This is a genomic window from Amycolatopsis sp. GM8 (assembly GCF_021653975.1).
In the GTDB taxonomy this organism is placed as follows: domain Bacteria; phylum Actinomycetota; class Actinomycetes; order Mycobacteriales; family Pseudonocardiaceae; genus Amycolatopsis_E.
The window spans coordinates 52,584-74,103 of the sequence record NZ_JAJKFK010000012.1 but is presented as its reverse complement, the minus strand read 5'-3'; the positions used below and the strand labels follow the sequence as shown (position 1 = coordinate 74,103).

The window sequence follows — 21,520 nt, the reverse complement described above, 5'->3', positions numbered from 1 at the left end:
CGTCGGTGCTGGAACCGGTTCCGGAGCCGGCGTCGATGCCTGAGCGCGGAGCGGCGCGGTCGCGAACGACGCGATGCCGGTCTCGAACGGGACGGTGGCACGGAAGCCGAGGAGCTTCTCGGCGCGGGCCGGGTCGGCGACGACGTGCCGGACATCCGCCGGACGGGCCCCGCCGACGATGCGCGGCGCCGGTCCGTCGCATGCCTTGGCCAGTTCGGTCGCCAGTTCGCCCACGGTGTGTGGTGTGCCGGAGCAGACGTTGACCGGGGTGAGTTCGCCTTGCGTGGCCCCGGAATGGAGCGCGAGCAGGTTGGCGCGGGCGACGTCGTGGACGTGCACGAAGTCGCGGCGCTGGTTGCCGTCTTCCAGGACGGTCGGCGCCTCGCCACGCACTAGCGCCGAGCGGAACAGCGACGCGACGCCCGCGTAGGGCGTGTTCTGCGGCATGCGCGGGCCGTACACGTTGTGGTAGCGCAGTGCCCAGACGGTGCCGCCCGTCTGCCGTGCCCATGCCCCGGCGAGGTGTTCCTGAGCGAGCTTCGTCGCGGCGTAGGTGCTCTGCGGTCGCAGGGGCGCATCCTCCGGCACGAGCTGTGACTCGAGCTCGCGTCCGCACTCGGGGCAGGTCGGCTCGAACCGGCCGGCGTCCACATCGGACTGCCGGCGCGGTGCGGGCGGGACGACGCCGTGGTCGAGGCAGGCGTACCGGCCCTCGCCGTAGACGACCATCGACGACGCGAGCACGAGCCTGCTCACCCCCGCCGCGTGCATCTCGGCGAGGAGGACGGCTGTCGCGTAGTCGTTGTTCAGTGCGTACGCCGGGGCGTCCGACGGGTCGAGTCCGTGCCCGACGATCGCCGCCTGGTGGCAGACTACGTCCACTTCGGACAGCAGGTCGCGTAGCAACCTCGGGTCACCGACGCCGCCTCGGACGAACCGGTGCGGCTCGACGTAGTCCGGCGCCGTGGCCGTGCGGTGCGCCTGCGGCAGCAGGTCGTCGAGGATGGTCACGGTGTCGCCGGATTCGGCCAGCAGGTCGGCGACATGGGAACCGATGAAGCCCGCGCCGCCGGTCACGAGTACTCGCACGACGGTCACGCTAGGGGCCGCCGGGGGCGGTCGCAGTAGGTCGGACGTGGCCGTCAGACTTCGGTAACAACGGGCTAACGTGTGCTCCATGGAACGCAGTGCACAGCGGCTCGGCCGCGCTCTCGTGGTGATCGTCGACGACCGCGCGGCTCACGGCGAGCACGACGACACCTCCGGCCCGTTGGTCACGGAGCTGCTGGAGGAAGCCGGGTTCATCGTGGACGGCGTCGTCGTCGTGCACGCGGACACCGTCGCGATCCGCAATGCGCTCAACACCGCGGTCATCGGCGGCGTCGACCTGGTGATCACCGTCGGCGGCACTGGCGTGTCGCCCCGCGACGTGACCCCGGACGCGACCGCCGGCGTGCTGGACCGCCCGATCCCCGGTATCGGCGAGGCGCTGCGCTCGTCCGGCCTGGCGGCGGGCGCGGTCGACGCGGGGATCTCCCGCGGCCTGGTCGGCGTCTCGGGGAGCACCCTGGTGGTCAACCTCGCCGGCTCGCGCGCGGCCGTGCGGGACGGTATGGCCACGCTGTCCTCGCTGGTGCCGCACGTCATCGACGAGCTGTCCGGCCTCGACGAGTCCTGACCCGTTGTCCGGCGACGAGAGCGAGGAGACCGGCCGGCCCACCACCCCGCCGGCCCCGAAACGCGACCGGCGCGAGCTGGACGCGATCTTCGGAGACGTCCTGCCGGAGACCACGTCCGACGAGCGCGACCCGGAGTCCAGCAGTGGCGACCGTGAGGCCTGGTACCGGGAGAACCGCCCCCCGCACCACGACCGGTAGCCCCACGAAGCCGGTAGCCGCACGACGTCGGTTGGCACACGGTCAGCCGTACCACGGCCGGTAGCCCCCATGACGCCGACAGCCGCCTTGGGTCGGCGCATCTACAGACGTCCCAGTGCGTTTCCGCGCCTCTTCCGGCGGCGATCGCCGCCACCGCGGCTGCGGTGCCACCACGGCCGCCGCCCCGCCACCACTGGTCCCCGCTGCACCACCACAGTCGCCGTGGGCTCGCGGCGGGCCTGGCTGGCCCGCGCGTCGTCACCGAGGCGGATCGGTTTGCCGCGCCGTTACGGCCCGACGGCGGCTGCCGCGCGGCGTGATGTGGCTGCTTACGACCTGGTCGTCTCCCTGCTGGTCTGACCGTCGCTGCTCTGACCGTCGCGCCGTTCGCGCAGCAGGTCGCGGATCTCGGTGAGCAGTTCGACGTCCGTCGGCTCGGCGGGGCCTGCCTCCTTGCCTTTCTTCCGGCGCGCCTGGACATGCTGTACGGGCAGCACGATCACGAAGTACACGACAGCGGCGATCAGCACGAAGTTGATCGCGGCGTTGATCACGCCACCGAAGTCGAGGAACGTCGAGTCGTTGCCGCCCAGGACGTTGAAGCCCAGGCCCTTCGCCGCGTCCGTCCCGCCGATGGCGTTGATCAGCGGCTTGATCAGGCCGTTGGTGAACGCCGTGACGATCGCCGTGAACGCGGTGCCGATGACGACCGCGACCGCGAGGTCGACGACGTTGCCGCGCATCAGAAAGTCTTTGAAGCCCTTCAGCATGTGCACTCCTTCCGAGCCGGGTCCTGGCTAGCGGAGGGTAACGGTTACCAACTTTCGTAGTGACAGTGCGGCCACTTGTGTCGCGGTATCGGTGGGTACGGCGATCAACACCAGTGGTCCCTTGGACTCGCCGCTCGTGAACCGGCTGCCACCGTCCGGCGGCGGGCGGATGTCGACCACCGTGGCCATGCTCGCCACGACCCTCCGGCTCAGGTCACCGTCGTCGGCGGTCACCACGTCCACGCGCGTTCCAGGGGTGAGCAGGTCCGCCACGCTGGCGTCCGCCAGGTGGATGGGAACTGTGGACAACCCGGGCTGCCGGGCTGTGGACACATCGGGGCTCGCTCGTGCTCGCGCGGGCTCGGCCGACGTCGGCGGCGAGGCGGCCGGACGCACGGCTAGCACCGCGGCGACGAGCAGCAAGCCAACGGCGAATGCTCGCCGGGCCAGGAGAAAGCGCTTACCGCGCAAGCGAAAACGCAGGCGGTTGCGCACAGGACTCGGCAGGAAACGCATCGCGGGCACACTCCGGATCGTCGGTGCGGCGGCCTTGGCCGGCCGCCGTCACCTCGACGTTAGAAGCGCACCCGCGGGGAGCGACAGAGGAAATTCAGGCGCCTGTGGATAACTGGGTGCCTGTGGATAACTCAGGAGGCAGCTGCGGCGGTCGTCGACGAGCTGCTCGACGACGAGGAGCTGCTGGAGGAGGACGACGAATCCGACTTGCTGCCGGACCCGCTGTCCTTGCTGCTCGACCCGCTGTCGCCATTCGAGCTGCTCGCCGACGACGGGGACTTGCTGCTCGACCCAGACGACGAGGACTTCGACTCGGACCGGGAGTCGTTGCGGTAGAAGCCGCTGCCCTTGAAGATCACGCCGACGGCGCCGTAAAGCTTGCGCAGCGGGCCGGCGCACTGCGGGCACTCGGTCAGGCTGGCGTCGGAGAAGGACTGCACGGCCTCGAACTGGTGGCCGCACTCCTTGCAGGCGTACTGGTACGTGGGCACTGGTGCTCCTTCGGGCATTGGCACTCGATCCGCGAGAGTGCCAACGCTGCACGATACTGGGCCATTCCCCCGCAGGTCAAACGGGGTTTCCGCGGACTGCAACCGAGCCTTGCCGCCGTCGCCGGCGATCAGCCGCCCGCGCCGGTATCAGTGGCCTGCTCGTTTGCTCTCATTGTTGGTCAACGGTCAGCGGAACTCCGGGAATGTCGGTGGGCGATGAGATCTTGGTCACCGAAGATCGGTCAGGGAATCGGCAGCGGAACGAACCCCCGCCGTGGCGTCAGCGCCGCGGTCATCCGGACGTCGTGGGGTTCGGTGGGGAGGTGGTCGACCAGTTCGTCGTCGCGGACCACCGCGACCAGCGCGGTGTCTTCGCCGGCATGCACCAGGGAGCGGTCGTAATAGCCCGCGCCCCGGCCGAGGCGGGCGCCGGCGTGGTCGACGGCAAGCGCGGGCACGAGCACCAGACCGGCTTCGCGTACCGACTCCGGGCCGAGGCGCGGGCCCGACGGCTCGAGAACGCCCCGCAGGCGTCCTGGTGAAAGCGTTTGCGGGCCGGTGTACTCGGCCCATTCGAGCGCGGCCCGGTCCGCTGGGATCACCGGCAGCAGCACCCGCGCGCCCGCACCGCGAACGACATCCAGCCACGCGATCGAACCCGGTTCGGTGCCGAACGGGACGTAGCAGCAGACCGTGTCCGGCAGGGCCATCGACGAGACCACGTCGACCAGAGCGCTCGCCTCCGCGACCCGCTGCGCATGGGAAAGATCCCTGCGAGCAGCGGTCAGACGGGTCCGCCACACCGCCTTGCCCGGGTCGCCATTCCGCCCGTCACCCATATCCGCAGGTTAGGCTTTACCTCCATGACGGGCGCCTTCCACGACAATTCGTTCCGCACCGCGATCGTCCCCGCCGCCGGGCTCGGGACACGCTTCCTACCTGCGACAAAGGCGGTTCCCAAGGAACTGTTGCCCGTGGTGGACACGCCGGGCATCGAGATCGTCGCCGCCGAAGCGGCGCAAGCCGGCGCCAAACGTCTCGTGATCGTGACCTCACCGGGCAAGGAAGCGGTGGTCAACTACTTCCGCTCCTCGCCCGATCTCGAGGACAACCTCGAGCGCAAGGGGAAGACCGCCTTGCTGGAGAAGGTGCGCCGCGGGCCGGGCCTGCTCGACGTCGAGGTCGCCATCCAGGAGGAGGCGCTGGGGCTCGGGCACGCGGTCGCCCAGGCCGAGTCGAACCTGACCGACGAGGACCAGGCCGTCGCCGTGCTGCTGCCCGACGATCTCGTGCTGCCGGCCGGGGTGCTCGAGCGGATGGCGCAGGTCCGCGCCACGTATGGCGGCAGCGTGCTCTGTGCCTTCGACATTCCGAAGGCACAGATCTCACCCTATGGCGTGTTCGACGTCACCGATACGGACGATGACGACGTCAAGCGCGTGCACGGAATGGTCGAGAAGCCGAAGCCCGAGGACGCGCCGTCGACCTACGCGGCGGCCGGCCGATACCTCCTTGACCGGGCGATCTTCGACGCGCTGCGCAAGATCAAGCCCGGCACCGGCGGCGAGTTGCAGCTCACGGACGCGGTGGCACTGCTGATCGAAGACGGACACCCGGTACATATCGTGGTGCACCGGGGCGGCCGGCACGACCTGGGCAACCCCGGCGGGTTCCTGCGGGCCGCGGTCGACTTCGCACTCGACGACCCGGAGTACGGCCCGTCGCTGCGCACCTGGCTCGCCGAGCGAATCGAGAACAAAGGCTGATGACCCCACCCATCCCGGAGCCGCCCGAGGCCGCTGAGCAGGAGTTCCGCCCCGTCGACGAGCAGATCGCGCTCGTGCTGGAGTCGGCGGTGCGCCCGCGCCCGGTGCGGGTCGCGATCTCCGAGGCGCAGGGCTTGCTCTGTGCGGAAGAGGTCGTCGCGGAACACGCCCTGCCCGGTTTCGACCAGGCCGCCGTGGATGGGTATGCCGTGCGCAGCGTGGACGTCCGCCCGGTTGAGGACGAGCCGGTGCAGCTGCCGGTGGTGGGCGAGATCCCGGCCGGGTCGCGGCAGCCGCGACGGCTGCAGCCAGGGCAGGCGGTCCGTGTCGCGACAGGCGCGCCGCTGCCGACCCTGGCCGACGCCGTAGTGCCGACCGCCTTCACCGACGGGCATCCGGCGAACGTGACGGTGCACCGTTCGGTGCCCTCGGCCGGCTATGTCCGGCGTACCGGGGAAGACGTGCAGATCGGTGACGTCGCGGTCCGCCAGGGCGACACGATCGGCTCCGCCCAGGTCGGGCTGCTCGCCGCGGTCGGCAGGTCCAAGGTGCTGGTCTACCCGCGGCCCCGGGTGTCGATCGTGTCCGTGGGCGACGAGCTGGTCGACATCGACCGCACGCCCTCGGTCGGCCAGGTCTACGACGTCAACTCCTATGCGCTGGCGGCCGCCGCGCGGGACGCGGGCGCCGAGGTCAGCCGGGTCGGGATCGTGCCCGGTGAGCCCAAGCGGCTGCGGGAAGTGGTCGAAGGCCGGCTGCTGATGTCCGAGGTCGTCGTGGTCGCCGGTGGCGCCGGCGGCAGCTCGGGCGACGAGGTGCACGCCGCGCTGTCCGATCTCGGGCGGATCGACATGGCCCGGGTCGCGATGCACCCGGGGTCCGCGCAGGGGTTCGGTCGGCTCGGCCCGGACTCGGTGCCGACGTTCCTGTTGCCCGCCAACCCGATGAGCGCGCTCGTGGTGTTCGAGGTGCTGGTCCGTCCGTTGATCAGGGTGGCCCGCGGGACGCGGAACCCGCATCGCCGCATGGTGAACGCGCGGCTGCTGTCGCCGCTGGCTTCGACCAAGGGGCGCAAGGGTTTCCTGCGCGGGCAGCTGCTGCGGGACGAGAGCACGGGCGAATACCTGGTGCAGCCGCTCGGCCTGTCGGGCGCGCACCTGCTGGCGTCGCTCGCCGAAGCGAACTGCCTGGTGAACGTGGACGAAGACCTCACGGAGGTGCCCGCCGGCGAGGAGGTACGGGTGACCTTCCTCGCGCAACGGGTGTAACGGTTAAATACGCCGGTGCAGGCAGCGACTTACGACCTCGAAGCCCGGCATCCCGGCTGGCCCACGCGACTGGGCCCGCTCAAGGTACGGGCGGGAGTCGTCGCACTGCGGCCCATCCACCTGCGGGACGCGGCGGAATGGTCCCGGATCCGGTTGCGTGACCAGCAACATCTGGAGCGGTGGGAGCCGACCGCGCCCGGGCCGTGGGCCGACCGCAACGGGTTCTGGTCGTGGCCGCCGCAGTGGATGGCGCTGCGCGGCCTGGCGCGGCGCGGTCAGTGCCTGCCGTTCGTGATCACCGTCGACGGCCGGTACGGCGGGCAGATCACGCTCGGTAACGTGATCAGGGCCTCACTCCGTTCCGCGTGGATCGGTTACTGGGTGTCCTCGACGGAGGTCGGTGGCGGCGTCGCCACCGCCGCGGTCGCCCTGCTCGTGGACCACGCGTTCGGCCTGACCGGGCTCCACCGGATCGAGGCGACCGTGCGGCCGGAGAACGAGCCGAGCATCCGGGTGCTGACCAAGGCCGGCCTGCGGCAGGAGGGTTTGTTCCAGCGATATCTCGATGTCGCGGGGGATTGGCGGGACCACCTGTGTTTCGCGATCACCGCCGAGGAGACCGGCCCCGGGCTCGTTGCCCGCCTTGTCCAGCAGGGCCGCGCCGAACGCGTGTGATCCGGCGTTACCACACTGGTGCCTTTTCACCTGATCCGGTGGCCGCATTTCGCGGTTTCAGCGGCGTGGCTCCCCAGCATCTGTTACTCCTGTGACTAACGTGACGGTATGTAGCAGGAGTCGGGGGAGGTGACAGAGGGGATGCCCAGCTCACTGATCATTGTCGCCCTTGCGGCGGCGTGGCTTGTCGTGCTCGTACCCATGGTCGCGCGGAAGCGTCAGTCAGTCGCGAAGACGACCGACGCGGCGCTCGCGGCGCGCGTCGTGCGGAGCGGCACCGGCGGGGAGACGGCCGAGGCCGCGCCGGAGGTCGCCGAGCCGGAGCTCGACGAGACCGAGGACGACGAGCGCGAGTACCGGCAGGCCCGGTTCGAGGCCGAGGAGGATGAGGGGCGTCCCTCTCGGCGAGGGGGCTTCGAGGATCCCGATGATCGGTATGAAGCGGATAGTCGTCAGTACCGTCCTGGCCGGGGTGGTTTCGACCCGGAGGCGGCCGAGATCGCGGCCCGCGCCAAGTACGCGATGCGGCAGCGGGTGGTGGTGGGGCTGATCCTGCTGGCCGTGGTGAGTGCTGTCGCCGCTGTTCTCCTGTCGCCGCTGCTGTGGTGGGGACATGGTGCGGTCGATGTCGCGTTCGTCTCGTACCTCGCGTACCTGCGGCGCCAGGTCCGGATCGAGAACGAGATCCGGCAGCGGCGCCTGGCCCGGCTGGACCGTGCCCGCCGTCGCCCCATGCCGCGCCGCGAACCGGTGCGGGACGAGTACGAGACCCCCGAAGAGCCACGACGCGAACTGGTCGGTATCGAGCGTCGCCCGTCACCCGCGTCCCGCCTGCGCGGCAACGCGGTCGTCATCGACGTGGACGACGAGGACCCGGCCTTCCACGAGCTGGACGACCCAGGCCAGCTGCCCTTCCGGTGGGCGGTCGGCGAGTAACCCCCACGCCGACCGCCCACCGGGCGGTTGCTATGCTTTCCAAGCTTCACCGAGGGGCTGTAGCGCAGTTGGTAGCGCGTCTCGTTCGCATCGAGAAGGTCAGGGGTTCGATTCCCCTCAGCTCCACAGCAGGTCAGAGGCTCTTTCCGGGTAGTCGGGGAGGGCCTTTTTCGTGCCCGTACAGCAGCAGGGTCATTGGAGGCTGTCTCCCAGTTTCTTGAGCGCTGCGCGCGTCTGCTCCGAGGAGACCTCGGTGTAGACCTCCATCGTGACTGTGAAGTTCGCGCGTCGGAGGATACGCATCGCGACGCGCGGGTGCACGTCGAGGTCAGCCAGCAGCGAGCCGCACGAGCGCCGGCCGTCGTGCACGGTGATGTAGCGGACGCCCGCTGTGGTGCACCGCGCGGTCCAGGACCGCAGGAAGTTGCGCGGCTCGATCGGCGTGCCGTACTGGGTGGTGAACAGCAAGCCGTCTTCCACCCACCCCTCGGCCTTCGCCTTGTCGCGGTTGCGCCGATCAATACGGGCCCTCAGCGCGGCCGTGACGACGTCGATCAACGGCAGGGTGTCATCAGAGTTTGGTGTCTTGGTCTGCCGGTGCAGAAGCTCCTTCTGTACCCGTTGCAGTTGCCAGGAGATGTCCAAATAACCCAGGAGACACCCGGCGCAAGACGATCACCCGGACAAACTGTCCGGGTGCCTTCGAGGAGGGACTAGCGCGATGCCGGAACGGCGGTGTTGATCGCGTCGAGCATGGCTGACCAGGGCAGTTCCCGGCCCGGTGCGCTGCGCGGTTCGTGCAGAGGCCACACGTTATCGCCGTAGACCAGGTGCACGCCAGCACGGCGTAGCGCCTCGATATGGCTGTCCCAGGACGGGTGGCGAGTGTGAGCAGCATTGACGCGCGGGAACACGATCACCGGCAGGTCACGAGTACCGATAGCCTCGTTGACCTGCGTCAATGCCTGATTGTCGGCGATACCGAGCGCGAGCTTGGCGACCATGTTCGCCGTGGCCGAGACGACCAGGTAGCAGTCCACCGCAGGATGCGGGCTCTTCTCGTCCGGCGCCCGCGGTTCCACACGCACGGAGTAGCCGGTGGCCTCTTCGATCTCGGTGAGCGCGCCGGACTTGCTCAGCCACCGGCCGGCCGTAGGCGTCAGCGTGACCGCCACCGTCCACCCCTGCTCCTGGGCCGGGCGGATCAGAAGAGGCAACAACTCTTCCACGCCACCGGAACCCGATCCGACCAGGCCGAGTACGCGTGCGCCCATCGGGCTACCTCACCGCGCCGCAGCGCTCGGCCAGTGCCAGCAGCACCGAGGACTTCTTGCCGCCCGTCGACGGTGCGCGACGGTACATCGACCGCACGACCTCCCGCACGGCCGTCGAGTGGCGAACGATCCCCGGTGACTTCTGCTCCGCCGTCAGCAGCGCCTGTAGGGCCTCGTCGTCCTTAGCCATCAGGCTCAGGGCACGGGCGAAGTCGATCAGGTGCGTGACCTGGCGCTCGGCGGGCAGGTGGTCGACGTCGATACGCGGGGCGTCCTCGATCACTCGCGTGACATCGCCCAAGTCGAGGGCAGCGGAGAGCCGGGTGCAGCTCAACGTTCGAGGGGCCGAACCCGGTCTGCCAGTAATTCGCATCCACCCCGAGCTGCTCACCGGCTCGCGTAGCGCGGGACAGCAGATCATTCGAGGTGGTTCGGTCCTGATGGCGAGCGGCGGCGACCGCCGTGCGCAAGTAGAGCATGCCGTAAAGGCTCAGCGCGGCCGGGTCACCAGCAGCCATCTTCGGCTCCAGCCACTTCGCAGCAGCCTCGCCCGGCTCCAACGCGTCCTCGAACCGACCGACCGCCAAGAGCGCGTGCGTGCCCGAGCGGGCCGCCGAGGCCAGGACCAGCGGGTCGTCCGCCTCCGTCCGCGGCCTGCATCGCCCGCTCTGCCGCAATCCAAGACAGGTCCGCCTCACCGATCTTGCTCAACGTGGTCGCCGTCAGATGATGCACTCGCGCCGAGACGGCCGCGCAACCTCGCTGGTACGCCGGATCACCCGCCGAGGCAGCCTCCATCTGCTGCGTGGTCTTGATCAGGTCCGGGAGCGCTCTGACGACGTGGCCTAGGTCGCCCTTCTGGTAGTTCGACCAGGCACTTTCGACCAATTGCGCCACCGGGGCGGGGTCGATGTACTCCGGCGCCATCGATCCGGAGAACAACGTGCGCGACAGCCGACGCGGAGCCATCAGCGCGTCACGGATGGCGGGAACGTCGTCGTTGCGCTCCTCGTCCTCCATCAGCACCGGCTCGCCGAGCAGATCCCCCAACGTGACGCGCAGGGCCTTCGCGACCTCAGCCAAGACGTCCAGCCTGCGGATATCGCGCTCACCGCGCTCGATCTTGCTCAGCCAGTCCTCGGTGCGGCCCACCAGATCGGCCAAGACAGCCTGGGACAGCCCCCGACGGCGCCGGTAGAAGGCAACACGCTCCCCGATGCTGAGTTGATCACCCGCACCACGCACGCAGCCAAGGCTAGCAGCGGTGGACCGCTCCCGATCTCAAGTTCGGCCAGACATGCCACCAATCTTTCCCGCGCCGCCGAGCTTCAGGTGATGGCGCCGGGGCTCCCGGCGAAGGTTGTACGGTCGCGACCATATCGCGTTAGATCACAATTGTACGCTGAGCTTATGAAAAAGTTATTAATTAGCAAACCTGTTCGCATCTAGGTTTGTATCGATTGTGGTGACTATCTCTGTTATGGAGTCTGCCGCCGTAAGCGCGTCGGAATCTGCTAGCGGCATTACCTCGCTCGAATTCAATGGATTCACATCACAGCTGTGCACTATCCGGTTACGGCGATTGACGATGAGGCTTAGCTGTTGCTTCGTCGAGTGAGCATCGTTGCCGAAAACTGTGGACCAGATCTTTCCGATGCCGACTGTTGCGAAGGCGGTCGCAATATCGTCTGGCTTCTGAAAAGTCTCACGACTCAGGCGGTCGGCAATATGCGCTCGCGCAAGAAGTTCGAGATCTGTTGGAGAGGTTGCGCTGACCAATTCACGTACCGCGCCGAAGTGCAGGCCAACCTGAGTCTTGCTCCCCGGCTCTTTTCGCTGAAGGAGAATATCGACTGCGTAGTCGAGCACGACGCCATGCACGTACGAGTCTAAAGCTGCGACCGCCTGAACCAGTGCTGCGCGGTACATATCCGCGGCATCTACTCTCCCGACGGTGAGACCCGCGATAGATTTCCCCAGACCTACAAGTTCGCGAGATCTTCCGATATTCTCGACGAATTGACGCTGTCTAGTCGGCGGCACCTCAGTGCCTCGCCTCTTCGGTCAGTGCGGTGATTCGGTCGCCCAACTCTTCGAACGTCTTCTTGAAATTCAAGATGTTCGACTCGGTGTTTCCCCATAACTTCCCTCCGCGTCCAACATCCTCTTGTGTCAGCGTGAAGACGGGCTTTCGTTTCTGTTGTGAGTGAGCTATCAGAGTGTTGAAGTCTGAGATCTCCGCCAGAACAAGATGACTATCAAGGCCCGCATTCTGATATTCGGAATTCTCTAGCATCATATTCGCGCCCGAGAGGGCGGGCACCAGAGTCTCGGCGACGGCTGAATTTAGCTTCTCGAAATACTTTTGGAACGCGCTGGTCGCCTTTCCGTTTTTTAGTCGAAAGCGTTGAATAATCACGCCGAGAAACTTGAGGTCTGGCTTTGGGAAAGGATAATCAGCTTCAGCGAGAACATCCAGCTTCGACGCGCGGTCCGCCCACGACGTCCACCTTGGGATAACACGCGCAAGTGAGTCGATTGCCATTACCGAGAAGACGTCCGGACTGCAAGGCACCAAGAAGTAGTCCGATGTAGCTACAAGGTTTTGGTTCACCGCACCCAGGCCCGGACTAAGATCGATTAGGACGTAATCCGCGCGGTACTTCTCGGCAGTTATCTCGAAAAGATGCGAGAAGCTTCCGGGAAGGTTCCTGAGACCCTGGAGTGATTCTGATAGTTGTTGGGCAATTCCCAGAGAAGTTTCGTCTTCTGCTAGTGCCACGTGGCCCGGGATTAAGAACAATCCGTCGCGTCCGGTTACGGGCACGCAGTCCACCGGTTTTAGCGGAACAGGTCGTGACTTGAATGCTGGTTCAAGAGCGTCTTTGAGGTTTCGGCCTGCGTTGGCTTTGTAAAACTCCTCAAGTGCGTCCTCGCCGCTCAAGTCCAGGACCATGCCAGTCAGGTTGCATTGCGGATCGGCATCGACCATGATCACGCGCTTGCCGCGCTGGGCGAGCATCCATCCGAGATTGAAGCAAGTCGTGGTCTTGCTGACGCCACCCTTGTTGTTGAAGAGCGCGATTTTGGTAGTCACGAGTGCCTGCCTCAGGAGTCGATATGCGAAACGCGGACGAACTTCAGGTTTGCGACTAGGAGTATCGCCGTGGTACGCACAGTGTTACAACCTGTCTCTCGCGTCCACGCAACGACTGTGCACTGCTGCCGAACTTGGCTCTATGGAATCAAGAGCGGCGCGCAAGCGCGCCGCGTGGCCGTCCGGCCTGCCGCTCCGCTCCGGCCGGCGGCCCCGATGAGCCCTCGCGGGACCTGTCGGCCCGTCGACCCGTTCGACGCAGCCCGTTAGCTGCGCTGGTTGCCGATCGGCACGATGTCCGACACTCCAGGCCACGCCATCGGTGGTGAATCTCCATAGGAGACGTACTCCAGACAACTCAGGTATCCGTCACGAACGAAGAGGAGAATCTCGCCCGGCGCGGCGCTCTCGTCCCCAGCGATGCCCGCCTCAAGGAGCAAGAGGCCGTCGCCAACGGGAGCGCGTACGGCGCCCGGCCGAGGGGCCAGGTCGATCGTGGGGCAACCACACCGACACCGCCGCACCGCGGCCGCGCCCTTGACCTGGTCACGCAGCTGGTCCACGCCGTCGAACTCGACCGATAGCAGCGCGGTTAAGGTGGCCAGCTCGGATGTTCCTAGCGGGCGCGGGAACTCGTTCCGCATGAACGCAATTTTGACTGGTCAGATGACTCGAAGCCAACTGATTTCGAGCCAAACCCCGGGGCTCTGCGCCGGACCCCGACACCGCTTCAGAGATCAGGGGGAGGGCACGTCCGGTGATCTCCCTACGGCGCGCCCGAGGGCAGCCAGACCGGGCGGCACCGATCAAGGGCGCTACGCGGCCTCCGGCAAACCCTTGACCGGCACCACCCGGCCTGGCAGGGGTGAACCCGCGCCGCGAGGAGATCACCTCAGCCCCAGGTCACTGGGGCGATTCCCAGCAACATCCCAACAACATGCCCGGGTCAACCACGGTCAACAAGGGTGCCCCACGCACACCTAAAACCCCAGGTCAGCGTCACTTTCCATACGCTCGGGTATGGTTCAAAAGCTGGCGATGGAGTGTGGCAGCGACAGCGTCAGTCGATCTCGATGTTGAGCCCTTTTTCGGCCGCACAGGTGAAGAGATGATCGAGGATGGCTTTGCGCTCGTCGTCGGTTACTTCTGCTCCGTCGTTCCAGTGGTGTATCTGGGCTCCGCTCACGACAAAGTCGACGGGGCCTTGTCTGAATCCTTCGCCTTGGAGCCGGATCGTTCGGCCGTTGAGCTCCAGATCCAAGCGGCCCCGTGATGGGATGCTGATCATGGCCACCGCGCCTCCAAAGTCCGAATCCGTTACTCCGGCAGCAAGGTGAACGCCTGCACGTGGCGCGGCCGAACTACCGTGAAGTGCCGTAGGTCCAGCGTGGCGATCTCCTCGACATCCAGCCGTTCGGCGAGGGCGATCACTGACGCGTCGCTCGTGCCGAGGGGAAGGTCGTGGTATTGCTCTACCAGCTCAGCCATCCGGGTGTAGTCATCCGTGGTTAGCTCGACCCGGGATGAAGTCGCGGTCAGCCAGGGCGCGCAGGAAGAACGCTTCCGTGCGGGCGCCAGCCTTGGTAGCGAGCAGGTGGCCGACCTCGGCGACGATGGGGGACGGCAAGAGCAACTGCCGGTTGGCCAGGCGCAGGCCCGTGAACAGCTCCACGCATCAATGGTGATCAGCGTCCTTGTAGAGCGCGGCCGCGACGATCGGGGCCGTGTCGCAGATGATCACTACCGGCCGAAGCCCTCGCTCAGCAGGTCGTCGATCTCTTCGGCGATGCTCCCGCCGTCGCCAGGAGCGCTGGCGAAGAAGGCCGGAGGCCAGGGCCGCTCGGAGACCGGCTGGAGGTGGCGCCGCATCTCGCGAAGGGCGTCGGGCACCTGGTCGTCCGGGATTTCCTGGACCAAGCGCAGTAGTTCGTCGCGCTCTGGGCTGCTCATGCCGGCAAGTCTACGATGACAGCAGCACGGCGTGCGGAACCGCTGGTCAGGGCCCTGCTGTACAGCACAAAGTACAGCAGCAGCACCGGCCCGGACCGACCGCGACCGGCCATTATGGCCCGAGGTGCGACCTCGCTAACCTGGGAAAACGCCGGGGCGGACAGTTCGCATCGAGAAGGTCAGGGGTTCGATTCCCCTCAGCTCCACAGCAGGTCAGAGGCCCTTCCTGAGTAGTCGGGGAGGGCCTTTTGCTGCCGTACAGCAGCAGCGTCATTGCAGGCTGTCTCCCAGTTTCTTGAGCGCTGCACGCGTCTGCTCCGAGGACACCTCGGTGTAGACCTCCATGGTCACGGTGAAGTTGGCGTGCCGGAGGATGCGCATCGCCACACGCGGGTGCACGTCGAGATCGGCCAGCAGCGATCCGCCCGAGGGCCGTCCGTCGTACACGGTGATGTAGCGGACGCCCGCCTTGGCGCCCGCGCGGTCCAGGACCGCAGGAAGTTCCAGCAGTGGACTCAAAAGTCGGACGTCGGGTCTGTGGGACGTCGTCGGGCCTCGGGACCGCGTTGCTCGCACGCATCAAGCGTCTGATCGGCGTCGCCGGACCGCGCCCACGATGACCTTGATGGCCACGCCGAAGACAACCAGGTCCGCGAGCATCTGCCCCGTGACCACCAGCCTGGCTGTCTCAGTTTTGCCGGTGATGTCACCGAACCCGACGGTGGAGAACACGGTCACCGTGAAGTAAAGCCCATCGGTGCGTGACAGGTGCCCGCCGAAGTTGCTGGCTGACAGCCCGGCCAGGACCACGTACGTCGCGGCGAATAGCAGCAGGAAGAACGGCACGCTGGTGGCCAGCGACTCGATGGCCCGCAGACCCGGAAACTGGGACCGCATGATCAGCCAGACCTGGACGGCGACAAGGGCGCTGAACCCGGCCAGCCCCACAAGGAGCATCGCGCCGGCGGCAGGGGCGGACGCGTGGTCCAGCGGCAGCGCGTAGTACAGCGCCACCAATGCGGCGACGGATCCGACTGCTCGTAGTGCTGTCCAGGCGATTCTGCCCGCAGCACTGGAAAACCGTCTCGTCATGCTGGCTGTGCAGTGGGATGTGGCGGCGTTGTGGTGGTGCGTTTGGCGAGTAGGCCTGCGAGCAGCATGACGAGCACGGCGAATCCTGCGCCACACAGTGTCCACAGCACCCGGTAGCCCTCGGCGGAGAAGTTGGATGGTTGGGGGAGGTCGAGCAGGATCAGTACTCCTGCGGCGATGGCCGCGCAGTAGAGCGCATAGTTCCAGAAGCGGATCGCGAAGCCGTGCATCAGGACGATGAGCGCGACCACTTCGAGTCCACGGGTGATCGCGATCAGCGTGGATCCGTGTTCATTGGCGGGTATCAGCAGTATCAGAGCAGCGGCGACGGCGCCGATCAGCGCACCGGCAAGGCGCTGTGCGGCTGTCAGCGTGCTCTGCTCGAGGCTCGGCTTCATCGCGACGATGGCGGCGATCGGCATCCACGAACCGTGAGACAGGTTCAGTCCGAACGCGATCGCGACGGTGCCGCCGATGACGACAGCGCGGATCACCGCGAACATGATCAGCGGCCGGGTCAGTGGGCGCCGCGAGGTGTCACCGGGCAGCTCCACGGCCACGGCGGGCCGGTCCTGGCGCCCGTGGATCAGCCAGCCGAGGAACGTGACCGTGATCCACAGCGCCGACCCACCGGCCCAGGCGAGCACCTGAGCCCAGGTGTAGCTGGTGATGTGGGGCTGCTGATGCAAGCCGAACGCGACCGCGACGGTGATGATGAACCAGACGTTGAGCAGTAGCGCCGTTACGAACCTGTGGGCCCCGAACGCGGCCGCCAGGCCTCCCGCCAGGGTGACTGCGAACGCCGCCAGCGCCAGCCAGCCCCAGCCGCTCCCGCTGATACCGAAGCCCAGCGCGGTCAACCCTGCGCCGATCAGCGCGAAAAGGGCGATATGCGACACGCGGTTTCCGTAGCTGCCGCCCGGGTCGGCCAGCGCCGCGAACAATGCGCCGAACAGTGCGCTCAGAAGGTATTCCTCGCGCCCGAGAGCCCAGAGAACGAGCACGGGGACCAGTGCGACGTCGAGGAACAGCACTGCTCGCGGCCAGTTGATCCCCGCCCGATTGAGCGCAAACACCTCCGACAGCCACTCCGCGACTTTCCCCGCCTGAACAGGCCGTGCATCTTCTCCGGGCGCGCTGGGCGTCGTCACCTTGCTCACCCACCTCCATGTCGACGTGGTCCACCCCGGCATCTCACGGTCGTCCCACACCCACGGCGCACCGGCTAGGGCCAAAATGCCCGTAACCCCAATCTGACAACATGCCGCGGTCAATGGGGGTACCCCAGGAACACCTGAAACCGCAGGTCAAAGGCACTCTCCAGGTGCTCGGATTTGGTTCCCAAGCTGCGTTACTCAGATGTGAGGTCGCCTGGGAGTCACGCGATCTCCTCACCAGGTCACTAGGTGGCACGATTTCGCCTCGTTGAGATCCGGCGCGTGGCCACCGATGGCAGACGGGTGCTTGAGCGGTCCGCGGACTCGTCCCTTCTGACTAGGAGCGATTCGGCGTCGACGCCAGCGGGCCTGCCGCGCATGCTGTATTGGACGACGGGTGAATCCGTTCGGTGTCAACCGTACGGGGTGGGACGGAAGGTTGTGTCCGCGATGTTGTCCGAAGCCGTGCCCGCCGCGTTCGGCGCCGCGATCTCCCCGCCTGCCCTGCTGTTCATGGCGTTCGTGTTGACCGGCCCGCAACCCCGGAGACGAGCGCTGACCTTCCTGACCGGCGCTGCGCTGATCGCCCTCGGCGCCGGCTTTCTTTTCGTGCTCCTGTTGCAGGGGAGCGGAGCCGAGAGCCCTAGGCACCACACCGTGCCGCACTGGATCGACCTCGTCATCGGCATCGTGCTGGTTGCCTTCGCCGTGATCATTTACTTCCGGCCACCGCGCGGGCCCAAAGCAGACAAACAGCGCCGCGAGCTTGGCGTGATCGGGTTGCTGGGTGTCGCTGTGGTGATGTATTCGCCAGGGCCGTTGTACGTGGCCTCGCTGCATTCCATCGCCAAGGCGCACAACAGCCTGCTGGTGACTGTGCTGAGCATCGTCCTCGTCGCCGCGATCTACATGCTGATGATCGAGATACCGATCATCGCTCACGCCATCTGGCCCGATGCCACGGTCCGCGGTGTCACCGTCGTGAACACCTGGCTGGCCAGGCACGGCCGCACGATCATCATCATCGTTGCCGCTGGCTTCGGCGCCTACTTCATTGGCTCCGGCATCGCCCACCTCGTGTGATCCGGCGATCCCAACGCAAAACGGCAGGTCAAACCGCAGGGTGCCCAGGAAGGTCGTCGTGGTACTGCCACATGGGCGCTTCAAGGTCTCCGGCGAGCCCTTGACCAGCACCACCCGGCCCGGCAGGCGTGAACCCGCGCCGCAAGGAGATCACCTCAGCCCCAGGTCACTGGGGCGTGAATGCCTTCACGTGCCGGGGACGGACAGCGCGGAAGTGCCGCTGATCCAGTGTTGCGATCTCGTCGACGTCCAGGCGTTCGGCCAGGGCGATCACTGCGGCGTCGCTGGTGCCGAGAGGGAAGTCCGCGTACTGCTCGACGAGGTCGGCCATGTGGTTGTAGTCCGCGTTGGTCAGGTCGGCCGAGACGAAGGCGCGCCTTCGGCGATGGAGGGGAAAACCGGCCTCGACCACAGCGTTGCCAACGCGGCCGAGCAGGTAGCCGACGAGACCCCGTGAACAGCTCGGTGCGGCGGTGGTAGTCGGTGTCTCGGCGGATCGAGGCGGCGACCAGCGGACCCGTATCGCAGATGATCACGTGCTTACTGACCGAACCCACCGGCGACCAGTTCCTTCGCGCGAGCACCGATCGCAGTTCCGTCACCTTCGATGCTTCCGAAGAAGGCTGGCGGCCACGTCACCTCGCGGACCGGGCGAAGGTGCCTGCGCACATCGGCGAGCACCTGCGGGACCTGCTCGTCAGAAGCTCCTCGGATGAGGCGGGCTCGAAGCGTTGTAACCCGGACCGAGCGTGACCGGCCATTATGGCCTCAGGTATGACTTCGCTGACCTGCGAAAACGCCGGGGCGGACAGTTCGCATCGAGAAGGTCAGGGGTTCGGTTCCCCTCAGCTCTACCGCGAGTTTGATTTTTATCCTTTGACCTGCGGCTGTGTGCGAGAGGGGCACTCCAAGGTTCGTGGTGCTGGACCGCGATGGCGCCGCTCGCGCGGCAGGCCTTGCCTTCATCGGCGACGGGGCGGTAGTCAACGCGGCGCTAGAAAGGTAGGCGGAGGCCAGGGCCACCGAGATCATCGCGGCGCGGACGGCGCTGGACTCCGATGCCGACCGCCGACGTGGACTGCCGCATCGCGAGCTGTGGCTGTTAGACGGGTCATCGTGGCGGGGCATCTTGCTCTGCGAGCAGGGTGGCGGCCGCTTCGCGGGTTGCTTGGACTAGCGGAGCGGCTACGTCCGGGTCAAGGTTGGGGGAGTGTGTGAGGGTCACCCGGCGGATCTCTTCCGGTACATCGGCGATGTGGGTGATGGTCACGCCGGGGGGAACGCGCGGCAGGAACTCCGCCGGCACCGTGGTGATCCCGGCGCCTTCGGAAACCAGGCTGAGCTTCGTGGCCCAATCGCGCGCCCAGTGTTGCACAACCGGCCGTCCGGGGAGGCCTGGCCAGACGCCGAGTTGTGGCTCGTCATCGGTCGACCTGCTCGCGATCCACGACGCGCCCTGGAGTGACTCCAAGGTCACCGGCTCCGGGCCGGCGTGGCGGCTGGCCGATGGCACGGCGATTGCGAGCGAAGCCTCAACGATGGTGTGCTGTTTCAGCGGCGGTTGCTCCTGGTCGGGCGAACGGAACGGCGGCCGACCGGTGATCAGTGCGGCGTCCAGCGTCCCGGCCCGCACCGCCGGGACCAGCGCTGGTGTGGTGCCCTCGCGGGTGGAGATCTCGAGGTCGGCACGGATGCGCCGGAGCACGGCGATCGACCGCGGCAGCAGCGCCGTCCCTGCCACCGGAATGGCGCCCACCCGAACCCGCCGCACCTGCCGAGGCTCGCCGGCGAGCACCTTTTCGGCCTGTTCGAGCGCGTCGAGGGCGATCACGACCTGGCGCAGCACGAGACCACCGGCGCGGGTCAGTTGCACGCCACGAGGCGTGCGCTCGAACAGCGCCGCGCCCAGTTCACGCTCCGCCGCCGCGATCTGGCGCGACACCGCCGACTGCGTGTAACCGAGGGCGGCGGCCGCAGCCGTGAAGCTGCGGGTCTCGGCTACGACGCGGATTGTGCGCAAGGCGGACAACGACAAATCCATGCTTAGAGAGCATACCCACGGTGCGTAATGTGCGTTGGTGGCATCGTGGATGCGGACGTAGGTTGAATCTTGTGACAGGGAAAAAGCCGGAGACCGGTCGCCTTCGACTGCTGGACCGGGACGAACTCGACGCCGAGCAAAGAAAACTCAGCGATCGGCTGATGGGAACCCGCGTCGCCCGCGGACGGCAGGCCGGCTACCGCGCCGCTCTCGACGACGGCCGGCTCATCGGGCCGTTCAACGCTTTTCTGCGGGCGCCGGGCATCGGCGAACGTCAACTCGACTGGGCCGAGGCGATCTCGGCGGCGGACCTGCCCCCGGCAGTGCGCGAGGTCGCAATCCTCACCGTGGCCGCGCATTGGCGGGCGGAGTACGTCCTCTATGCCCACAGCGCGGCTGCGCGCGGCGCAGGCCTGAGCGACGAGGTGATCGAGCACCTCGCCGCCGCGCGCACTCCCGCGGGGCTCGACCGGCCCGCTCGGCTGGCCCACGACGTGGCGCTCGGCCTTGTCCGGGACCACGACGTACCGGACGAGCTGTACGGCGAGTTCCTGTCGGTCTTCGGCGAGACACGGGCCGTGACTCTCCTCGCCCTGATCGGCCAATACCTCGCCACATGCGCCGTGACCACGTGCTTCCGGGTGCCGGCGCCCGGCGCTTGACCTGTCCACAGCCGACCCGTCGTACCACTTCACACCAGGAGGAACACCATGCCCGTCATCGACATCTACCTGGAGCAGGGCGTGACCACTCGCGACCAGCGCAAAGCCATCTCCGACGCCATCCACGTGGCGATGGTCGAGACACTCGCCATTCCCGACGACGATCGATTCCACTTCTTCCACGAATTCCCAGAAGGCACGGTGTTCCGCGAGGACGTCGTTTTCGGAATCCCCCGCTCGGAGCGTTTTATGTGCATCACGCTGTCGTTCAATGACCGCACGGCCGACACCAAGAAGGCACTGTTCGAATCGCTGGTGAAACATCTCCGGCAGACAGCCGGGGTGTCCGAGGAGGACGTCGCCTTCCGCATTCTGGAGACCGCTCGCGAGAACTGGTGGGCAGCCGGTCGTGTGATCGACCCCAGCACCGGTTACGACGAGCGGATGACCTCAGTCGCGGAGTAGGCACTACTGACGGACAACGTAAGGCTTGGCTTGAGGCAGGGATTCCAGCGCGCCGTCGAAGCCTGGCCTCAGCCATGGCGAACGTATGTACCGCGCCAAGACGACCTGGCGGGTTAGGTACGTGTAGCCGTCGTCGGAAGTCCGCGCATCGTGTCCGAAACGAGCCGAGCACGCGGGATCACGATGCGGCAAGCCGCGCACGTCGTGGGTGTGGCCAGGTGGCCGATGCCGTCCGCATCAGCCGACTCCACCCATGATCTGAGCAGTGACGGCTGCTGTCGCGATACATCTCTGGGACCGGTCCCATTAGACCGGACGACACCCGAGGTTAAGCTAGCTTTCACCTGATGATGTGCAGATCAAAGCTAGTGTGGGACCGGTCCCAAAGGGGCACCTGCGA

Annotated in this window: 27 protein-coding genes, 1 tRNA gene and 2 pseudogenes; 10 read left to right on the top strand and 20 right to left on the bottom strand. The window is 66.8% G+C overall.

What is annotated here, in order from left to right:
* Positions 1 to 42: 42 nt before the first annotated feature.
* Positions 43 to 1,089, bottom strand: a pseudogene (locus tag LOZ83_RS37080) (NAD-dependent epimerase/dehydratase family protein); the annotation flags it as partial.
* Between the two features lie 88 nt (positions 1,090 to 1,177).
* Between LOZ83_RS37080 and LOZ83_RS37075 the strand changes: the two are divergent.
* Positions 1,178 to 1,678, top strand: coding sequence for a molybdenum cofactor biosynthesis protein B (locus LOZ83_RS37075; RefSeq protein WP_236796550.1), 501 nt, complete (start codon positions 1,178 to 1,180; stop codon positions 1,676 to 1,678).
* Between the two features lie 4 nt (positions 1,679 to 1,682).
* Positions 1,683 to 1,877 carry a hypothetical protein gene (locus LOZ83_RS37070; RefSeq protein ID WP_236796549.1) on the top strand — a complete coding sequence of 65 codons (195 nt, stop codon included), beginning with the start codon at positions 1,683 to 1,685 and terminating at the stop codon, positions 1,875 to 1,877.
* 329 nt (positions 1,878 to 2,206) lie between these two features.
* Here the strand turns inward: LOZ83_RS37070 and mscL are convergent, their stop codons facing one another.
* The 4 genes from mscL to LOZ83_RS37050 form a co-directional block, all read right to left on the bottom strand.
* Positions 2,207 to 2,647 carry a large-conductance mechanosensitive channel protein MscL gene (gene mscL / locus LOZ83_RS37065; RefSeq protein WP_236796548.1) on the bottom strand — a complete coding sequence of 147 codons (441 nt, stop codon included), beginning with the start codon at positions 2,645 to 2,647 and terminating at the stop codon, positions 2,207 to 2,209.
* 27 nt (positions 2,648 to 2,674) lie between these two features.
* Entirely contained in the window at positions 2,675 to 3,163 is a 489-nt protein-coding gene (locus LOZ83_RS37060) for a hypothetical protein (protein ID WP_236796675.1), read from the bottom strand.
* A 131-nt stretch (positions 3,164 to 3,294) separates the two neighbouring features.
* The gene (locus LOZ83_RS37055; protein WP_236796547.1) at positions 3,295 to 3,654 is read right to left on the bottom strand and encodes an FmdB family zinc ribbon protein; all 360 of its coding nucleotides are present in this window, start codon (positions 3,652 to 3,654) and stop codon (positions 3,295 to 3,297) included.
* A 242-nt stretch (positions 3,655 to 3,896) separates the two neighbouring features.
* Positions 3,897 to 4,493: a 5-formyltetrahydrofolate cyclo-ligase gene (locus tag LOZ83_RS37050; protein ID WP_236796546.1), complete on the bottom strand. Its 597-nt coding sequence runs from the start codon at positions 4,491 to 4,493 to the stop codon at positions 3,897 to 3,899.
* A gap of 24 nt (positions 4,494 to 4,517) precedes the next feature.
* Between LOZ83_RS37050 and LOZ83_RS37045 the strand changes: the two genes are divergently transcribed.
* From LOZ83_RS37045 to LOZ83_RS37025, 5 genes are all read left to right on the top strand, one after another.
* Positions 4,518 to 5,420 (top strand): UTP--glucose-1-phosphate uridylyltransferase, encoded by a 903-nt coding sequence (locus LOZ83_RS37045; protein WP_236796545.1) that lies wholly within the window; start codon positions 4,518 to 4,520, stop codon positions 5,418 to 5,420.
* Positions 5,420 to 6,688 (top strand): gephyrin-like molybdotransferase Glp, encoded by a 1,269-nt coding sequence (gene glp, locus LOZ83_RS37040; RefSeq protein WP_236796544.1) that lies wholly within the window; start codon positions 5,420 to 5,422, stop codon positions 6,686 to 6,688. Before LOZ83_RS37045 ends, glp begins: the two co-directional genes overlap by 1 nt.
* A gap of 15 nt (positions 6,689 to 6,703) precedes the next feature.
* Positions 6,704 to 7,363: a GNAT family N-acetyltransferase gene (locus LOZ83_RS37035; protein WP_236796543.1), complete on the top strand. Its 660-nt coding sequence runs from the start codon at positions 6,704 to 6,706 to the stop codon at positions 7,361 to 7,363.
* Positions 7,364 to 7,504: 141 nt separating this feature from the next.
* Positions 7,505 to 8,299, top strand: a complete 795-nt coding sequence (glpR, locus tag LOZ83_RS37030; RefSeq protein WP_236796542.1) for a gephyrin-like molybdotransferase receptor GlpR — start codon at positions 7,505 to 7,507, stop codon at positions 8,297 to 8,299.
* A gap of 53 nt (positions 8,300 to 8,352) precedes the next feature.
* A tRNA-Ala gene (locus tag LOZ83_RS37025) sits at positions 8,353 to 8,425 on the top strand.
* Positions 8,426 to 8,491: 66 nt separating this feature from the next.
* Here the strand turns inward: LOZ83_RS37025 and LOZ83_RS37020 are convergent.
* The 13 genes and pseudogenes from LOZ83_RS37020 to LOZ83_RS40640 form a co-directional block, all read right to left on the bottom strand.
* Positions 8,492 to 8,944: a tyrosine-type recombinase/integrase gene (locus LOZ83_RS37020; protein WP_236796541.1), complete on the bottom strand. Its 453-nt coding sequence runs from the start codon at positions 8,942 to 8,944 to the stop codon at positions 8,492 to 8,494.
* A gap of 68 nt (positions 8,945 to 9,012) precedes the next feature.
* The gene (locus LOZ83_RS37015; protein ID WP_236796540.1) at positions 9,013 to 9,573 is read right to left on the bottom strand and encodes a flavoprotein; all 561 of its coding nucleotides are present in this window, start codon (positions 9,571 to 9,573) and stop codon (positions 9,013 to 9,015) included.
* A gap of 4 nt (positions 9,574 to 9,577) precedes the next feature.
* Positions 9,578 to 10,818 (bottom strand): annotated as a pseudogene (locus LOZ83_RS37010) (helix-turn-helix domain-containing protein).
* A 177-nt stretch (positions 10,819 to 10,995) separates the two neighbouring features.
* On the bottom strand, positions 10,996 to 11,442 hold the full coding sequence (locus tag LOZ83_RS37005) for a hypothetical protein (protein WP_236796539.1): 447 nt from the start codon (positions 11,440 to 11,442) through the stop codon (positions 10,996 to 10,998).
* Positions 11,443 to 11,617: 175 nt separating this feature from the next.
* A complete protein-coding gene (locus LOZ83_RS37000) occupies positions 11,618 to 12,670 on the bottom strand; it encodes a ParA family protein (RefSeq protein WP_236796538.1) in 1,053 nt (350 codons plus the stop codon).
* Positions 12,671 to 12,936: 266 nt separating this feature from the next.
* On the bottom strand, positions 12,937 to 13,314 hold the full coding sequence (locus tag LOZ83_RS36995) for a hypothetical protein (RefSeq protein ID WP_236796537.1): 378 nt from the start codon (positions 13,312 to 13,314) through the stop codon (positions 12,937 to 12,939).
* 416 nt (positions 13,315 to 13,730) lie between these two features.
* Complete coding sequence (locus LOZ83_RS36990) at positions 13,731 to 13,958, bottom strand: Imm74 family immunity protein (RefSeq protein WP_236796674.1); 228 nt, start codon at positions 13,956 to 13,958, stop codon at positions 13,731 to 13,733.
* Between the two features lie 29 nt (positions 13,959 to 13,987).
* On the bottom strand, positions 13,988 to 14,158 hold the full coding sequence (locus tag LOZ83_RS36985) for a hypothetical protein (RefSeq protein ID WP_236796536.1): 171 nt from the start codon (positions 14,156 to 14,158) through the stop codon (positions 13,988 to 13,990).
* Positions 14,159 to 14,168: 10 nt separating this feature from the next.
* Positions 14,169 to 14,342 (bottom strand): hypothetical protein, encoded by a 174-nt coding sequence (locus tag LOZ83_RS36980; RefSeq protein ID WP_236796535.1) that lies wholly within the window; start codon positions 14,340 to 14,342, stop codon positions 14,169 to 14,171.
* A 68-nt stretch (positions 14,343 to 14,410) separates the two neighbouring features.
* Positions 14,411 to 14,620, bottom strand: coding sequence for a hypothetical protein (locus tag LOZ83_RS36975; protein WP_236796534.1), 210 nt, complete (start codon positions 14,618 to 14,620; stop codon positions 14,411 to 14,413).
* 270 nt (positions 14,621 to 14,890) lie between these two features.
* Complete coding sequence (locus LOZ83_RS36970; protein WP_236796533.1) at positions 14,891 to 15,139, bottom strand: hypothetical protein; 249 nt, start codon at positions 15,137 to 15,139, stop codon at positions 14,891 to 14,893.
* 60 nt (positions 15,140 to 15,199) lie between these two features.
* Positions 15,200 to 15,712: a potassium channel family protein gene (locus tag LOZ83_RS36965; protein WP_236796532.1), complete on the bottom strand. Its 513-nt coding sequence runs from the start codon at positions 15,710 to 15,712 to the stop codon at positions 15,200 to 15,202.
* A complete protein-coding gene (locus LOZ83_RS40640; RefSeq protein WP_236796531.1) occupies positions 15,709 to 16,872 on the bottom strand; it encodes an FUSC family protein in 1,164 nt (387 codons plus the stop codon). The genes LOZ83_RS36965 and LOZ83_RS40640 overlap by 4 nt, the downstream gene beginning before the upstream one ends.
* A 447-nt stretch (positions 16,873 to 17,319) precedes the next feature.
* Between LOZ83_RS40640 and LOZ83_RS36955 the strand changes: the two genes are divergently transcribed.
* Positions 17,320 to 17,952, top strand: a complete 633-nt coding sequence (locus LOZ83_RS36955; protein WP_236796530.1) for a GAP family protein — start codon at positions 17,320 to 17,322, stop codon at positions 17,950 to 17,952.
* Positions 17,953 to 18,118: 166 nt separating this feature from the next.
* On the opposite strand, the gene LOZ83_RS36950 is transcribed toward LOZ83_RS36955, so the two are convergent.
* On the bottom strand, positions 18,119 to 18,364 hold the full coding sequence (locus LOZ83_RS36950) for a twitching motility protein PilT (RefSeq protein WP_236796529.1): 246 nt from the start codon (positions 18,362 to 18,364) through the stop codon (positions 18,119 to 18,121).
* Positions 18,365 to 19,063: 699 nt separating this feature from the next.
* Entirely contained in the window at positions 19,064 to 19,993 is a 930-nt protein-coding gene (locus LOZ83_RS36945; RefSeq protein WP_236796528.1) for a LysR family transcriptional regulator, read from the bottom strand.
* A gap of 71 nt (positions 19,994 to 20,064) precedes the next feature.
* Here LOZ83_RS36945 and LOZ83_RS36940 point away from each other — a divergent pair, with 71 nt between their 5' ends.
* The gene (locus LOZ83_RS36940) at positions 20,065 to 20,655 is read left to right on the top strand and encodes a carboxymuconolactone decarboxylase family protein (protein WP_236796527.1); all 591 of its coding nucleotides are present in this window, start codon (positions 20,065 to 20,067) and stop codon (positions 20,653 to 20,655) included.
* Between the two features lie 48 nt (positions 20,656 to 20,703).
* On the top strand, positions 20,704 to 21,120 hold the full coding sequence (locus LOZ83_RS36935) for a tautomerase family protein (protein ID WP_236796526.1): 417 nt from the start codon (positions 20,704 to 20,706) through the stop codon (positions 21,118 to 21,120).
* The last annotated feature ends 400 nt before the right edge of the window (positions 21,121 to 21,520 follow it).

What these genes read in the sequence shown, in the direction of transcription:
- glp (WP_236796544.1), top strand. Translation starts at nt 5,420, where the DNA reads ATGACCCCACCCATCCCGGAGCCGCCCGAGGCCGCTGAGCAGGAGTTC.
- LOZ83_RS37060 (WP_236796675.1), bottom strand. Translation starts at nt 3,163, where the DNA reads ATGCGTTTCCTGCCGAGTCCTGTGCGCAACCGCCTGCGTTTTCGCTTG.
- LOZ83_RS36955 (WP_236796530.1), top strand. Translation starts at nt 17,320, where the DNA reads ATGTTGTCCGAAGCCGTGCCCGCCGCGTTCGGCGCCGCGATCTCCCCG.
- LOZ83_RS37075 (WP_236796550.1), top strand. Translation starts at nt 1,178, where the DNA reads ATGGAACGCAGTGCACAGCGGCTCGGCCGCGCTCTCGTGGTGATCGTC.
- glpR (WP_236796542.1), top strand. Translation starts at nt 7,505, where the DNA reads ATGCCCAGCTCACTGATCATTGTCGCCCTTGCGGCGGCGTGGCTTGTC.
- LOZ83_RS36965 (WP_236796532.1), bottom strand. Translation starts at nt 15,712, where the DNA reads ATGACGAGACGGTTTTCCAGTGCTGCGGGCAGAATCGCCTGGACAGCA.
- LOZ83_RS37015 (WP_236796540.1), bottom strand. Translation starts at nt 9,573, where the DNA reads ATGGGCGCACGCGTACTCGGCCTGGTCGGATCGGGTTCCGGTGGCGTG.
- LOZ83_RS37050 (WP_236796546.1), bottom strand. Translation starts at nt 4,493, where the DNA reads ATGGGTGACGGGCGGAATGGCGACCCGGGCAAGGCGGTGTGGCGGACC.
- LOZ83_RS36945 (WP_236796528.1), bottom strand. Translation starts at nt 19,993, where the DNA reads ATGGATTTGTCGTTGTCCGCCTTGCGCACAATCCGCGTCGTAGCCGAG.
- LOZ83_RS36995 (WP_236796537.1), bottom strand. Translation starts at nt 13,314, where the DNA reads ATGCGGAACGAGTTCCCGCGCCCGCTAGGAACATCCGAGCTGGCCACC.
- LOZ83_RS36990 (WP_236796674.1), bottom strand. Translation starts at nt 13,958, where the DNA reads ATGATCAGCATCCCATCACGGGGCCGCTTGGATCTGGAGCTCAACGGC.
- mscL (WP_236796548.1), bottom strand. Translation starts at nt 2,647, where the DNA reads ATGCTGAAGGGCTTCAAAGACTTTCTGATGCGCGGCAACGTCGTCGAC.
- LOZ83_RS36985 (WP_236796536.1), bottom strand. Translation starts at nt 14,158, where the DNA reads ATGGCTGAGCTGGTAGAGCAATACCACGACCTTCCCCTCGGCACGAGC.
- LOZ83_RS36935 (WP_236796526.1), top strand. Translation starts at nt 20,704, where the DNA reads ATGCCCGTCATCGACATCTACCTGGAGCAGGGCGTGACCACTCGCGAC.
- LOZ83_RS36975 (WP_236796534.1), bottom strand. Translation starts at nt 14,620, where the DNA reads ATGAGCAGCCCAGAGCGCGACGAACTACTGCGCTTGGTCCAGGAAATC.
- LOZ83_RS37045 (WP_236796545.1), top strand. Translation starts at nt 4,518, where the DNA reads ATGACGGGCGCCTTCCACGACAATTCGTTCCGCACCGCGATCGTCCCC.